The sequence below is a fragment of the Natronococcus sp. genome, from assembly GCF_047921035.1.
Lineage (GTDB): Archaea > Halobacteriota > Halobacteria > Halobacteriales > Natrialbaceae > Natronococcus.
Genome location: NZ_JBLRWX010000093.1, coordinates 1 through 13,165, shown reverse-complemented (window position 1 = coordinate 13,165; position 13,165 = coordinate 1). Strand labels below are relative to the sequence as shown.

Below are 13,165 nucleotides of genomic sequence, written 5' to 3'. Positions count from 1 at the left end.
CTCGGTCGACGGAAGCTTCCTCGCCGATCACGAGGGCGAGCCGATCGTCGTCGGAGACGAGGACGGAACGGTCGAGAACGCGATCGCCGGCGGCGGACAGGACGACGGGTTCTACCTCGATATCGACGGCCGGTCCTCGAGCAAGTCCGAGATCGAGGCGTTCTACGACCAGGTCGCCGCGGGGAACTACCTCGGGATCGTCGTCGGCCACAGCCAGTTCGACGAGACGACCGAGGAGCGCGTCCGCTTTGCCATCCGGGAAGCGAAAGCGCGGGACCTCGAGATCGTCACGCTCCGGGAGGCCCTCTCGGAGCACGGGGTCGGTCCCGACGAGATGCTGGGGACCGAGGAGGACGACGAGGGAGACGACGATCCGGAAGTCGAGAACGGCGACGACGAGGTACCGACGAACGAGAGCGTGAGCGACTCGAGCGATGACGACGCCGGCTCCACGGTTCGGGAGAACGGCCCCGCGATCGCCGCCGGAACGGGGCTGCTCGCGACCGTCGTGGTCGCGGGTCGGGCCGCCTACCGCCGGCTCGTGGACTGACCGCGGAGACGAGCGGTGGGAGAGCACTCCTGAGGACGTCCACGCCGACCCTCGGCAGACGACGGCCGGCGACGGCTTCTTGAGCCCGACCGTGGTCGGTACGGACGATGGTCGAACTCGGGCAGATCGCGGTCTGTCACTACACCGGACGTATCGTCGACGACGGAGCGGCGGGGAAGCCGTTCGACACCACGGACGCGGATCTCGCGCGGGAGACGGGGATCTACACCGACGAGCGCGATTACGAGCCCCTCGAGATCCGCGTCGGCGAGGGGACGGTCGTGCCGGGCGTCGAACGGGCGCTACGGGAGATCGAGGCCGACCCCGAAGAGCTGCCGGTCGAGGCGACGTTTCGCCTCGAGCCCGACGAGGCGTTCGGCGAGCACGACGAGGAGTGGGTCGTCGAGTTCCCGCTCGAGGAGATCGACGACTCGTCGGCCGAGGGCTCGCTCGAGACCGAGACGCAGGTCCACACCGACGACGGGAAGACCGGCTGGATCACGGCCGTCGACGACGACACCGCCACCGTCGATTTTAACCACGAACTCGCGGGCGTTCCGGTGGAGATCGAACTCGAGGTGCTCGAGGTACAGGCGGAACGGACGACGGGCGAGTGAGAGCGGTATCCGGTCTCGGTCGTGACCGGTCGAGAGTTCTGCGGACTTCCGGGGGACGTCGACCCTCTCGGTGCCGTGAAATATCGATCACAACGATCTGTATCGCCCGTTTCACGTCCACTACCGTACGATATGTCTTGTCAATGTAACCACCGGTATGACTGTGAACACTCACGGTCGACGGCAATTTCTGGCGGTGGCGAGCGCGAGCGGGACGGTTCTCGTCGCGGGTTGTTTCGGCGAATCGGCGAGCGACGAAGAGGAGAGCGACGCCGACGCCGAAGCGGAGGAAAACGGCGATAACGACGACGAGGACGGTCTTCCCGAACCGGAGCCGGTCGACGTCGATCGGATCGCGGCCGACCCGACCGACGTCCCCGACCCCGTCGACTGGGACGAGCCTCGAGAGCACGAGATTACCCTGGAGTCGATCGAGGCCGTCGCGGAGGTCGAGGACGGCCTCACGTTGCGGTACATGACCTACGAGGGCCAGATTCCGGGGCCGATGATCCGGGTTCGCGAGGGCGATACGATCGATCTCACGTTCGACGTGCCCGAGGACGAGAACGTCGACGCCCACAACGTCGATTTCCACGCGGTGTACGGTCCCGGTGGCGCCGCCGCGGACACGACGCTCGCACCCGGCGACGACGTCGCGAACGTTCGGTTCCAGCTGACGTACCCCGGCGTTCACATCTATCACTGTGCGGTCCCGAACATGGACCACAGCTACGATTTCGACGCCGCGGCGGACGAGAGTCCGACGTACGTCGCCCTCAACGGCGAGTACCTCGCGTTCACCGACGACGGCGCGTACGGACCCGTCGAGGCCGAAGTCGGCGAGACGGCGCGGATCTACTACGCCAACGGCGGGCCGAATCTGGCTAGCTCCTGGCACGCGATCGGCAACGTCTGGAGTCGCTACTACCGGGACGGCGATCTCACGAGCGCTCCCGACGAGAACGTCGAGACGGCGATGGTTGGCCCGGGAACGACCACGGCAGCGGAGGTGGAGTTCCCGGTTCCCGGACCCGTCAGCCTCGTCGATCACGCCCTGTCTCGAGTCGTTCACAGAGGATCGCTCGGACAGATCGCGGTCGAGGGCGACGAGAACACCGACGTGTACGACGGCGATCCGTAAGGCTTCGACCGAGTCGTTTCCGTCGATTCTCGAGCAGGCCGGGCCCGAAATCTCGCGTCCGCGTCGGCGACGGTCCGAAACCGGACCCGGTCGTGTCCGGCCCGTTTCGGGACCCGCCGAGCGTCGTTCAGGCTCATACGGTTTCCTGTAAGTCAGTTTCGGCGCAACCGCGACCCGGGCAGCGGTTGCGCCGGTACATCGTTACAGGAATCCGTATCAGGAGAGTTGCTTTCGCATCCGGAGGCCCGCGAGCGAGACGTCCGCGGTCATCTCGAGCGCGACCGTCTCGTCGGGATCGTACCCCTGCTCGCGGTAGAAGTCGATCGCGTTCTTCGAGGCGACGAGGACGAGTTCTGCGAGCCCCGCCTCGCGGGCGATTCCCTCGAGTCGCTCGAGGATCGCCGTCCCGACCCCCTCGCGGACGGCGTCCGGGCGGACGTAGACGGCCACGATCTCGCCGGTCGACTCGTCGCGTCCGGCGGGATCGCGGTCGAGCCAGCCGAACCCGACGATCCGATCGTCCCGTTCGGCGACGAGGACGTCGATCCCGGCCTCGCGCTCGCCGATCGGATACCGTTCGGGGTGAACGTTCGCGAGCCAGGCCCGCAGCTCCCGCTCGTCGTAGCCCGCACCCCGTTCGCGGATCGCTGCGGCGTGGACGTCGGCGATCGACTCGGCGTCGTCCGGTTTCGCGCGTCGAACCTCGACGCTGGACACGGTCAGACGACCCGGTTGTGGAACGACTCCCCGCGTTCCGCCCGGTCGACGTTCTCCCGGACGAGGTCGCCGACGGCCCGGTAGTAGTCCTCGGAGAAGGCCGCACAGTGAGGCGAGACGATCACTTCCTCCATCTCCCACAGCGGCGACTCCTCGGGCAGCGGTTCGGTCTCGAAGACGTCCAGCGCGGCGCCCGCGATCGACTCGGTCTCGAGGGCCTCGATCAACGCCGACTCGTCGACGACCGAGCCGCGGCCGACGTTGACGAGGTAGGCGTCGTCGGCCATCGCATCGAAGACCTCGGCGTCGAACATGTGATGGGTCGCATCGGTCAGCGGCAGCGTGACGATCACGAAGTCGGCGTCGGCAACGGCCTCGAGGAGGTTCTCGCTCGCGTAGACTTCCTCGAACCCCTCTACGGGGTCGCCCGAGCGGCGAACACCGGTGATCCGTACCCCGAGCGATCCCAGCACCTCGGCGACGCCGCTGCCGAGAGTCCCCGTACCGACGACGCAGGCGGTCGAACCCGGTAGCGTGAAGCCGTCGTCCCACTCGGGTTGCTCCCAGCGTCGCTCCTGCTGGTTCGCGACGTGTCGGTGGAGTCGCCGGGCGAAGGCGAGCAGGTAACTCGCGACCGTCTCGCCGACCCAGCGATCGTGGATCCCGGTGCTGTTGGTCAGCAGGACGCCCCGCTCCTCGAACTCCTCGAACGGGAAGCGGTCGACGCCGGCCTGGATCGAGTGCACCCACTCGCACTCGAGGAAGGCGTCGCGGTGCTCGAGGGTAACGACGGCGTCACAGGAGTCGATCTCGTCGTCGCCGACGACGGCGACGTCGACGGGAAGCTCCGAGAGGGAGTCGGCGAGCTCCGACGGCGGAAACACCAGTTCGACCGATTCGTGAACGCCCAGTCGCTCGAGTTCGGGTTGCATGGCCGGCGATACGAACGACTCGAGGATCAAGTTTGTGTCCCGTCCCCACGGGAGAGCGGTGACTCAGGCGGGGTCCCGACTCGAGGATCTCATTCCAGTTCCTCGAGCGCGAGCTGCGATTCGGGGAGCGTCTGCCCGCCGTCAACGACGAGCGAGGCACCGGTGACATATCCCGCCTCCTCGGAAGCGAGGTAGGCAACCGCGTGTCCGATATCCTCAGGAGTGCCGAGCGTTCCCTTCGGAATCGAAGCGCGCATCCGATCCAGGTAGTCCTCACCCAGCTCGTCGAGTCCGCCAGTCCGGATATTCCCCGGCAACACCGCGTTGATCGTGACGTTTGCGTCGGCGACTTCCATCGCCGCCGTTCGCATGAACCCCAGCATCGCGGCCTTGCTCGCGCCGTAGTGGCTCCAGCCGGGATAGCCGACCATCGGTCCCGTGATCGAGGAGGTGAGGACGATCCGACCGTACTCCCGTGCTTTCATGTGCGGAAGACACGCCTGCACCGACAGGAGCACGCTCTTGACGTTGACGTCGAGGACGTGATCCCAGTCGTTCGTCGACAGCTCGTCCAGCGGTGCGGAGGGATAGATCCCGGCGTTCGCACACAGGATATCGATCCGCCCGTACTCGTCGGCGACGGCCTCCGCGAGCGCGTCCGTCTCGTCGGGATCGGTCACGTCGACCGGGATCGCCATCGCCTCGCCCGGTAGGTCGTCGGCCGTTTCTCGAGCCGCGTCCTCGTCGACATCGGCGACGACGACCGTCGCTCCTTCGTTCGCGAGAACTTCGGCGATTCCCCTCCCGATACCGCTCGCTGCGCCCGTAACGATCGCTACCGCATCGTCTACCGTCATGCGCCTCCGGACCACGAGCAACGGTATAAAGCTACGATACGCCGGAACTCTCGGGGTGTCTCCACGGTCGTGGAGGCGAATACGCCAGCTACGGCTGGGGGAAGTAGCGATGGCGGCTCGGAGAAAATCCCTCGTCACACAGGGCTCGGTGGGGGTAACACTTCGTCACGGCCGCCACGACCGACGCTACGCCGGTCGCACGCAAAAACCCCACGCAACGGCCCGCTCCAGCGAACCGAACACCGACGGCTCGAGCGGAGCCCGGCTCTCGAACGCCCACCGCTGTCTTCGTCCTACGACCGCCAGTCCTCGAGTTCGCGCAGCTCCGCGACGACGTCCTCGAGCGCTCCGGGCTCGAGCCGACCGCGCTCGGTGGCGACCGCGCTCACGCAGTCGGCGGGCGTCACGTCGAAGGTCGGGTTCGCCACGTCGATCCCGGCCTCGCCGTCGTACACGGCCGAGCGGTCGCCGGACTCGAGATTCAGCTCCTCGCGGGTCGAGAGCTTGTCCGTGGCCGCGACGACCGTCACCGGGACCCCCTCGCGGACGGCGGCGACCGCCAGCGCCCGGGTCCCGGTCTTGTTCACGACCGCGCCGTCGGCCCGGATCGTGTCGGCGCCGACGAGCACTCGGTCGACGCCCTCGGTCGCGAGCAGGTGGGCCGCGGCCGCGTCGGTGTGGAGCGTGACGGGGACGGTCTCGGCCAGCGCCTCGGCGACGCCGATGCCCTCTCTGGCGGGCCGGGATTCGGCGACGAACACCCGCGACGGCTCGCTCTCACGGATCGCCTCGAGGACGGTACCCGATCGGGAGAGCGTCATGACGCTCCCCTCGAGTGAGTCGGCAGCGGTCGCTGCCGCCTCCGTGTCGGCCTCGAGCGCGCGGTCGATCCCCGCGAGGGCGGCCTCGAGGACGGCGGGTGCGCCGGCCGTCCCATCTCCGGCGGTCGCCTCGGCGTCGGCCATCGTCCGGTTCACCCGGTTTCGCAGGACCGCCATCGAGGGGCGAGCCTCGAGCAGTCGGCGGGCGAGTTCGGCGAGCTCGTCCCACTCCTCGCCGGGATCGCTCGCGGACTCGCCGGAGTCCCGTTCGGCGACGAGCAACCCCGCGCGGTCTCGCAGCACCTCGAGTGCCCGGACCGACAGGTAGGCGGCGCCGTGCTCGCCGTCGGCGGCGATCGATCGAACCGTCGGTGCGACCCGCTCGTAGGCCGTCCAGAGCTTCGGCACCGTCTCGCGATCCGAGTCGGGATCGACGAGTTCGGTCGGGGATACCCACTCGGCGGTGTCGTGCTCCTCGCTCAACTCGAGGTCGCGATGCTCGCAGTCGAAGAGGTAAGGGTGGACGACCCACTCGCGCCCGAGCTCCGTATCGGCGAACTCGACGGGGCGGCCCGATCGGACGAGCGAGACGGCGTCCTCGAGCCCCGTTTCCTCGCGGATCTCCGTTCGGACCTGCGCATCCGGATCCCCCTCGGCGAACCCGGAGACGCCGCCCCACCGACCCGCGTAGGTGCCGACGGCGTCGCTGCGGCACAACAGGAGGGCGTCGCCGTCGTTGCGGAGGAAGGCGGTGACGACGTGAGAACGGTCGCGGTCGGCGTCGGTAGTCGCGGTCATATCCGACTCGAGGCCGGGAGCCCAGGAGTCGCTTTCGGGCCGGACAAACGCTCCGGTGACGGTGCGCTTTTGGCGGCGCTCCCCCACCCTCCGGTATGGAACTGACAGCGGTCACGGATCTGCCCGAGATCCGCCCCGGCGACGACATCGCCGAACTCGTCGCCGATCGGGCCGACCTCGAGCCCGGCGACGTGCTCACCGTCGCGAGCACGATCGTCTCGAAGGCCGAGGGGCGGACGGCGGATCTCGAGGAGTACCCCGTCAGCGGTCGCGCGAAGGAACTTGCCGAGCGAATCGGGGCGGTCGCGGGCGAGGAGAAGGATCCCCGGTTCGCCCAGGCCGTTCTCGAGGAGAGCACCGAACTGCTGATCGAGTGTCCGTTCATGCTGACCGAGACGCACTTCGGCCACATCTGCGTCAACGCGGGGATCGATCGCTCGAACGTGCCCGACCACGACTTGCTGTTGCTCCCGCGCAAGCCGGCGGAAAGCGCCGAGCGCATCCGGGCAGGGCTCGCGGAGCGGGGGGACGAGGACGTCGCCGTGATCGTCACCGACACCTGCGGGCGCCCGTTCCGCCACGGCCAGCGCGGCGTCGCACTCGGCTGGGCCGGGCTGCCCGCGAGCCGCGACTGGCGCGGCGAGCGCGACCGCGACGGCCGCGAACTGGGCGTCACCGTTCAGTCGGTGGTCGACGAACTCGCCAGCGCGGCGAACCTCGTCACCGGGGAGGGTGCCGACGGCACTCCCGCGGTCGTCGTCCGCGACTGGGCGTTCGGCGACCTCGAGGGGAGCGACGAGCTGTTTCGAGACGTCGAGGACGACCTGGTTCGCCAGGCCCTGCGGGAGTGGAAATTCGAACCATGACAGAGGACACAGCAACCGAGGAGACGACTCGAGGCATCGAACTCACGCCGGAACACGCGCCCGAACGGATGGGCGAGCTCGCCGGCGTCGCGGAGCGCGAGGGGTTCGACGTCGCGTTCGCGAGCAGCCACTACTTCAACCGCGATCCGTTCGTCGCGCTCACGAAGATGGCCGAGGCGACCGACTCGCTTCGGCTGGGTCCGGGGATCGTCAACCCCTACGACACCCATCCCGTCAGACTCGCGAGCCAGGCCGCGACGATCGACGAGGTCAGCGACGGCCGCGGGGTCTTCGGGATCGGCGCCGGCGACCGCTCCGCGCTCTCGAACCTGGGCTACGACCACGAGCGGCCGCTGCGTCGAGTGCTCGAGTCGTTCGGCGTGGCCCGCGACCTCTGGGCCGGCGAGACGATCACCCACGAGGGGACGTTCACCGCACGGGACGCCTCGCTCAACCTCGAGCCCCGCGAGCTGCCGGTCTACGTCGGCGCGCAGGGCCCGCACATGCTCCGGATGAGCGCGAAACACGCCGACGGCGTGCTGATCAACGCGGCCCACCCGGACGACCTCGAGTGGGCTGCGGGACAGCTCGAGAAGGGGCTCGACGAGCGTTCCGACGACCGCGGCGAGTTCGAGTCGCTCGCGTTCGCGAGCACCAGCGTCGCCGCCGACGAGGACGCGGCCCGCGAGGCGGCCCGCCCGCCCGTCGCCTTCATCGTCGGCGGGGCGGCCGAGCCGGTGCTCGAGCGCCACGACGTCGACCGCGAGGCCGCAAGCGAGATCAGCGAGGCGGTCGAGAACGGGAATCTCGGCGAGGCCTTCGAACACGTAACGCCGCGAATGATCGATCGGTTCTGTATCGCCGGCACCACCGAAACGGTCGCCGATCGGTTCGCGGCCGCCCTCGAGCACGTCGACGGGATCGTCGTCGGCTCGCCGCTGGGGCCGGAACTCGAGGATTCGATCGAGCGGGCGAGCGAGGCGCTCGACCGAGTTTAGCTCGACGTAAAGAAGTTGCCGACGGCACCCAGCGTCAGGGCGCCGAAGACGCCAAGCGAGAAGACGATCAGCAGCGTTCCGACGAGAACGAGCAGCGGGGCGAGTCCGTCACCCATCGCGACCTCGCTGAAGTACTCGTTCATCTCCCGAACGTTGTCGACGATCACGTTCATCACTACGGCGGAATCCATAGGTGCGTGTTGTCAGGGGTGGTACTTGGGGGTGCCGATCCCGACACCGAACGGTCGAACTTAACCCGTCGCCGATCGTACGCGGGAACGATGACCGACGACGCGACGCTCTCGTCGTTCACCGGATCGACGGATCGAGCCGACGACGGCGAACGCGGTCAGGGATGCGACGAGTCCGAGGGGGACGGAGTCGATCGGGGGACCGACGCCGACTCGAGCGGGACCCGAACGGCGCTGTCGACCTACGCCTGGGGGTCGTACACCTGCAAGCGCTGCGAGGCGACCGTCGAACGCGTCTGGCGGGAGGAGGGAGCGCTCGTCTGTCCGGACTGTAAGTCCTGGTGATTACCGAGGATCCCGAGTACGGTACTCCCTCCCGAACATTTATATCTCTGTCGCGGCTCTATGAACTTGCAATGGCGAAAGGTACGGTCGCATTCTTCAACGACACTGGCGGTTACGGCTTCATCGAAACTGAGGACGCGGACGAGGACGTGTTCTTCCACATGGAAGACGTCGGTGGCCCCGACCTCGAGGAGGGCCAGGAAGTCGAGTTCGAGATCGTGGAAGCCGAGAAGGGCCCGCGGGCGAACGACGTCGAACGGCTCTGAGGTGTCACGGCGGAGGTATCGTTTTCCGACTGCTACGTCCCCGTAGTGGCGATGCTCTCGACGAACGACTCGAGACCCGACCGCGAACCGCTGACCGCCATCCCCGTCAGCACAAAACATATGGTTCTGACTCACCCATGACACACCGATGAGTAGTTCGCGGGTTCCCGACGGACACCGTCTCGAGTCATGAGCGAGCCGACCCCCCAGTCCGCGGCCGACCGAGAGCCGTCCGGGCCGGAACCCCTCCCCATCTCGGCGATCGCTGACCTCTGTACGGACGTCGAGACGAACGTCTCCCGCGTCATCGTCGGGCACGACGACGCGATCGAACACGTGATTACGGCGCTTCTCGGGCGCGGACACGTCCTGCTCGACGACGTCCCCGGTGTCGGCAAGACGATGCTCGCCCGCTCGATCGCCCGCTCGGTCGACTGTACCTTCCGTCGGATCCAGTTCACGCCCGATCTCCTGCCCGCGGACGTCACCGGGGTCAACGTCTTCAACCAGAAGACCCGGGAGTTCGAGTTCAACGCGGGGCCGATCTTCGCCAACGTCGTGCTGGGCGACGAGATCAACCGCGCGCCCCCGAAGACCCAGTCGGCGCTGCTCGAGGCGATGGCCGAGGAACAGGTCACCGTCGACGGCGAAACCCGCCCGCTGCCGGACCCCTTTACCGTCATCGCGACCCAGAACGCCGTCGAACCCAACCAGACCTACGAGCTTCCGTTCGCCGAGGTCGACCGCTTCATGAAAAAACTCAGCCTGGGGTATCCCGACGCCGAGGAGGAGACCGAGCTGCTCGGCCGGGCCGTCGGTCGTCACCCGATCGACTCCCTCGAGCCGGTGACCGACCTCGAGGCGCTCGTTCGCGCCCGTGGGACCGTCGCAGAGATCCGCGTCGAGGAGCCGGTTCGAGCGTACGCGACGCGGCTGGCGAGGTACACCCGCGAGCACGCCCGCATCGGCGTCAGTCCGCGGGCGACGATCTCGCTGCTGCGGGCCGCGCAGGCTCGCGCCGCCCTCGCGGGCCGCGAGTACGTCGTCCCCGACGACGTCCAGACGGAGGCGCCGGTCGTGTTGAGTCACCGGATCAGGACCGAGGGCCGGGACCGGGACGGCGAGTCGGTCGTCGCCGACGCCCTCGAGTACACGAACGTCGAATGAGACTCACGAGTCGCGGCTGGGGAGCCCTCGCGGTCGTCGCGTTCGGAGCCGTGATGAGCTGGCAGTACGGGCCGCGCTCGCTCGACGCCGTCGTCATCCCGCTGCTGGTCGTCGTCGGCGTCGGCGCCCTCACGACGGCCAGGGCCGACAGACCCCGAGTCAGGCGAGCCCCGATCTCCGAGGGGTTCCTCGGCGAGCGGCGAACCGTTACCGTCGCGATCGAAACCGACTCGAGCGTCGCCGCGACCGTTCGCGACGACGTCGGCGACGGGCTCGCGGCGCCGGACCCGACCGTCGAGACGACCCTCGAGGGCGAGACCGAACTCGAGTACGAACTCACCCTCAAGAAGCGCGGCGAACGCCGGATCGGGCCGCTGTCGATCGCGGTGCGGGACGTCTTCGGGCTCTGGGAGCGACGGTTCGAGTACGAGGAGACGCAGACGGTGCTCGCCTACCCACGGGTCTACGACCTGCAGAACGGAGCGAGTCACGACCTCGAGGTCCTCGCGGACGTCGCCCGGGAGGCCAACCGCGAGGAGTTCGATCACCTCCGGGAGTACCAGCGCGGCGATCCCCTCCGGGAGGTTCACTGGAAGTCGGCGGCCAAGCGGCCGGACGACGAACTCGTCGTCAAGGAGTTCGCCGCCGACGAGACCGTCGGCGCGGCCACGGTCGCCGCCGAGTGCACCCCCGGCCGGGAGGACGAACTCGCCGCGGCCGTCGCCAGCGTCGCGACCTACCTGCTCGAGTGTGAGGTGCGGGTCGGCCTGACCGTCGGAACCGAGGGTCATCCGCCCGGCGCCGGTCGCCAATACCACCGGTCGCTGCTTCGAGCGCTCGCCGTCCTCGAGGCCGAGGAACTCGACGAGCGGGATCGAGCCGAGGCCGACGTCCTGGTCCAGTCCGACGCGAACGGGACGACGGTCGTCGTCGACGATCGCGAGATTCCGTTCGATCGGCTCCGCGGCGCCGACGGTCGACGGGGGGGTGACGGCGGGATCGACGGGAGCGGATCGTCGAACGCGGACGCGGACGGCTCGCAGGGGGTGGCCGCGTGAGCACCGACTCGCGCGAACGGACCGTCGACGTCGACCTCGAGCGGTCGGTCGGAGCCGGGCCGTTCCGACTGCTCGCGCTCGCCTGCGTGGCGGCGCTGATCGGCTCGTACGTCCAGGTGCTTCGCGAGGTGACCCAGGTCGTCGGCGGCACCGGATCGCTGCTCCTGTTGGTCGGGACGATGCTCGTCGCGGCGACGATCCTCGCACGGGCGATCCGTCCCCGAACGGCGACGGCGGCAGCACTCGCCGTCGTCGCCGTCGGCTTCGCCTACTACTTCGAGGCGACTGGAGCGGGCGTCGGCGCCGCCCTCGCCGCGAGCGAGACCCTCCTCAACGACACCGCCGCGCTCGCGACCGGGCTCCCCCTGCTTCGGATGGTCGAGGCGGGGCTCTGGACGCTGGGGTTCGCGCCCGGCCCCGCCTTCCTCTCGTGGTATCTCGCCGTGCGCGGCCGCTACGCGCTCGCCGTCGTTCCCGGGGGCTTTGCGCTGTTGTTCCTCGTTCTGACCGGAGACGCCGGGACGACGATCACCCTGATCGGAACCGTCGGCGCGATCGGTGCGATCGGCTTCGGCGAACTCGAGCGCCGGGGCGGCTCGATCGCCCAGGCCGACCTGCTCGCGGTGGTGTTCGCGGCGATCGTCGTCCTCTCGCTGTCGGTCACGATCCTCCCGGGCGAGGACGGCGGCGCGGCGTTCTCCGGCGGCGGGGACGGCACCCTCGAGGGGACGATCGATACCGCCGGCGAGCAGTCCGGGATCAGCGGCCAGGTCGACCTCTCGCCGGAGGTCCGGTTCACGGTCGAATCGGAGGAGCGATCCTACTGGCGCACCGGCGTCTACGACCGGTTCGCGGGCGACGAGTGGATCCGGTCGGGTCCTCTCGAAGAGTACGACGGCTCGATCGACGGACCGCCGGGCGACCCCGAGACGGTCACCCAGCACGTCACCGCACAGACCGAACTGGGCGTCCTGCCGGGGGCGGCCCAGCCGGTCGTACTCGAGGGACCGCCCGTGAGACATGCGGAAGTCTCGGCTCACGGCCAGCCCCAGCCGGCCGACACGCTCGTCGAGGGCGACGAGTACGCCGTCGAGAGCGCCATCGTCGATCCCGATCCCGACGAGCTCCGGGCGGCGGGGACCGACTACCCCGACCGCGTGATCGACGACCACGACTACCTCCAGCTGCCCGAGGACACCTCGAGCGAGTTCGAGGAACACGCCGCCGAGGTGACCGCGGACGCGGACAACCCCTACGACGCCGCCGTCGCGATCGAGCGACACCTCCGCTCGTCGAAGGGGTACTCCCTCGAGGTCGACCAACCCTCGGGGAACGTCGCCGAGGAGTTCGTCTTCGGGATGGACGAGGGCTACTGCGTCTACTTCGCGACGTCGATGGTCCAGATGTTACGCGCCGAGGAGATACCCGCCCGGTACGCGACGGGGTACACCAGCGGCCAGGAGATCGACGACGGCGAGTACGTCGTCCGCGGACTGGACGCCCACGCCTGGGTCGAGGTCTACTTCCCCGACCACGGCTGGGTCGCCTTCGAACCGACGCCGGGCGACGCTCGCGAGGACGAGCACAACGACCGCCTCGAGGAGGCCCGCGAGGACGGCCACGACGGCGTCGACATCGAGGAGAGCGAGGACGTCCCGATCTCCGACGACGAGCCCGAGGAATCGGAGAGCGACGACGAGGAGCCGAACGAGTCCGACGACGACGGCCAGGCGGACGACGACGATCCCGACGACGCGGAGCCCGACGACGCGGACGATGGGGCAGACGTCGACGCCGGCAACGGCGACGACGGTGCGAGCGCTGACGAGGGAAGCGACGAC

General features: G+C 68.8%; 14 protein-coding genes and 1 pseudogene. 10 read left to right on the top strand and 5 right to left on the bottom strand.

All coding sequences use genetic code 11. The features are described 5' to 3' along the window. The 3 genes and pseudogenes from ACNA7R_RS16100 to ACNA7R_RS16090 form a co-directional block, all read left to right on the top strand. A pseudogene (locus ACNA7R_RS16100) lies at window positions 1-550 on the top strand (polysaccharide deacetylase); the annotation flags it as partial. 107 nt (window positions 551-657) lie between these two features. After that, complete coding sequence (locus ACNA7R_RS16095; protein WP_416284558.1) at window positions 658-1,167, top strand: FKBP-type peptidyl-prolyl cis-trans isomerase; 510 nt, start codon at window positions 658-660, stop codon at window positions 1,165-1,167. 157 nt (window positions 1,168-1,324) lie between these two features. Then, window positions 1,325-2,308, top strand: coding sequence for a nitrite reductase (locus ACNA7R_RS16090; protein ID WP_416284557.1), 984 nt, complete (start codon window positions 1,325-1,327; stop codon window positions 2,306-2,308). A 216-nt stretch (window positions 2,309-2,524) separates the two neighbouring features. Here ACNA7R_RS16090 and ACNA7R_RS16085 read toward each other — a convergent pair whose 3' ends face one another. The 4 genes from ACNA7R_RS16085 to ACNA7R_RS16070 form a co-directional block, all read right to left on the bottom strand. Then, a complete protein-coding gene (locus tag ACNA7R_RS16085; protein WP_416284556.1) occupies window positions 2,525-3,025 on the bottom strand; it encodes a GNAT family N-acetyltransferase in 501 nt (166 codons plus the stop codon). A gap of 2 nt (window positions 3,026-3,027) precedes the next feature. Continuing rightward, entirely contained in the window at window positions 3,028-3,957 is a 930-nt protein-coding gene (gene ddh, locus ACNA7R_RS16080; RefSeq protein ID WP_416284555.1) for a D-2-hydroxyacid dehydrogenase, read from the bottom strand. 89 nt (window positions 3,958-4,046) lie between these two features. Continuing rightward, the gene (gene fabG, locus ACNA7R_RS16075; protein WP_416284554.1) at window positions 4,047-4,814 is read right to left on the bottom strand and encodes a 3-oxoacyl-ACP reductase FabG; all 768 of its coding nucleotides are present in this window, start codon (window positions 4,812-4,814) and stop codon (window positions 4,047-4,049) included. A gap of 293 nt (window positions 4,815-5,107) precedes the next feature. Next, window positions 5,108-6,433, bottom strand: a complete 1,326-nt coding sequence (locus ACNA7R_RS16070) for an NUDIX domain-containing protein (RefSeq protein ID WP_416284553.1) — start codon at window positions 6,431-6,433, stop codon at window positions 5,108-5,110. Window positions 6,434-6,528: 95 nt separating this feature from the next. Between ACNA7R_RS16070 and ACNA7R_RS16065 the strand changes: the two genes are divergently transcribed. Beyond that, window positions 6,529-7,299 (top strand): coenzyme F420-0:L-glutamate ligase, encoded by a 771-nt coding sequence (locus tag ACNA7R_RS16065; RefSeq protein ID WP_416284552.1) that lies wholly within the window; start codon window positions 6,529-6,531, stop codon window positions 7,297-7,299. Continuing rightward, window positions 7,296-8,297 carry a 5,10-methylenetetrahydromethanopterin reductase gene (locus ACNA7R_RS16060; protein WP_416284551.1) on the top strand — a complete coding sequence of 334 codons (1,002 nt, stop codon included), beginning with the start codon at window positions 7,296-7,298 and terminating at the stop codon, window positions 8,295-8,297. The genes ACNA7R_RS16065 and ACNA7R_RS16060 overlap by 4 nt, the downstream gene beginning before the upstream one ends. On the opposite strand, the gene ACNA7R_RS16055 is transcribed toward ACNA7R_RS16060, so the two are convergent. Further along, on the bottom strand, window positions 8,294-8,488 hold the full coding sequence (locus ACNA7R_RS16055) for a hypothetical protein (protein ID WP_416284550.1): 195 nt from the start codon (window positions 8,486-8,488) through the stop codon (window positions 8,294-8,296). The two genes, ACNA7R_RS16060 and ACNA7R_RS16055, sit on opposite strands and share 4 nt — an antisense overlap. A gap of 90 nt (window positions 8,489-8,578) precedes the next feature. On the opposite strand from ACNA7R_RS16055, the gene ACNA7R_RS16050 reads away from it, so the two are divergent. The 5 genes from ACNA7R_RS16050 to ACNA7R_RS16030 all read left to right on the top strand — a co-directional run. After that, window positions 8,579-8,833 carry a hypothetical protein gene (locus tag ACNA7R_RS16050; protein WP_416284549.1) on the top strand — a complete coding sequence of 85 codons (255 nt, stop codon included), beginning with the start codon at window positions 8,579-8,581 and terminating at the stop codon, window positions 8,831-8,833. A 71-nt stretch (window positions 8,834-8,904) separates the two neighbouring features. Beyond that, window positions 8,905-9,099: a cold-shock protein gene (locus tag ACNA7R_RS16045; RefSeq protein ID WP_167939217.1), complete on the top strand. Its 195-nt coding sequence runs from the start codon at window positions 8,905-8,907 to the stop codon at window positions 9,097-9,099. A 189-nt stretch (window positions 9,100-9,288) separates the two neighbouring features. Beyond that, window positions 9,289-10,266 (top strand): AAA family ATPase, encoded by a 978-nt coding sequence (locus tag ACNA7R_RS16040; protein ID WP_416284548.1) that lies wholly within the window; start codon window positions 9,289-9,291, stop codon window positions 10,264-10,266. Further along, window positions 10,263-11,324: a DUF58 domain-containing protein gene (locus ACNA7R_RS16035; RefSeq protein WP_416284547.1), complete on the top strand. Its 1,062-nt coding sequence runs from the start codon at window positions 10,263-10,265 to the stop codon at window positions 11,322-11,324. Before ACNA7R_RS16040 ends, ACNA7R_RS16035 begins: the two co-directional genes overlap by 4 nt. After that, window positions 11,321-13,165 (top strand): transglutaminase domain-containing protein (locus ACNA7R_RS16030; protein WP_416284546.1); only part of this gene is annotated, 1,845 nt, incomplete at its 3' end. The genes ACNA7R_RS16035 and ACNA7R_RS16030, both read left to right, overlap by 4 nt.

Coding starts and splice junctions, on each gene's coding strand:
- ACNA7R_RS16095 (WP_416284558.1), top strand. CDS start 658: ATGGTCGAACTCGGGCAGATCGCGGTCTGTCACTACACCGGACGTATC.
- ACNA7R_RS16090 (WP_416284557.1), top strand. CDS start 1,325: ATGACTGTGAACACTCACGGTCGACGGCAATTTCTGGCGGTGGCGAGC.
- ddh (WP_416284555.1), bottom strand. CDS start 3,957: ATGCAACCCGAACTCGAGCGACTGGGCGTTCACGAATCGGTCGAACTG.
- fabG (WP_416284554.1), bottom strand. CDS start 4,814: ATGACGGTAGACGATGCGGTAGCGATCGTTACGGGCGCAGCGAGCGGT.
- ACNA7R_RS16070 (WP_416284553.1), bottom strand. CDS start 6,433: ATGACCGCGACTACCGACGCCGACCGCGACCGTTCTCACGTCGTCACC.
- ACNA7R_RS16065 (WP_416284552.1), top strand. CDS start 6,529: ATGGAACTGACAGCGGTCACGGATCTGCCCGAGATCCGCCCCGGCGAC.
- ACNA7R_RS16060 (WP_416284551.1), top strand. CDS start 7,296: ATGACAGAGGACACAGCAACCGAGGAGACGACTCGAGGCATCGAACTC.
- ACNA7R_RS16055 (WP_416284550.1), bottom strand. CDS start 8,488: ATGGATTCCGCCGTAGTGATGAACGTGATCGTCGACAACGTTCGGGAG.
- ACNA7R_RS16050 (WP_416284549.1), top strand. CDS start 8,579: ATGACCGACGACGCGACGCTCTCGTCGTTCACCGGATCGACGGATCGA.
- ACNA7R_RS16045 (WP_167939217.1), top strand. CDS start 8,905: ATGGCGAAAGGTACGGTCGCATTCTTCAACGACACTGGCGGTTACGGC.
- ACNA7R_RS16040 (WP_416284548.1), top strand. CDS start 9,289: ATGAGCGAGCCGACCCCCCAGTCCGCGGCCGACCGAGAGCCGTCCGGG.
- ACNA7R_RS16035 (WP_416284547.1), top strand. CDS start 10,263: ATGAGACTCACGAGTCGCGGCTGGGGAGCCCTCGCGGTCGTCGCGTTC.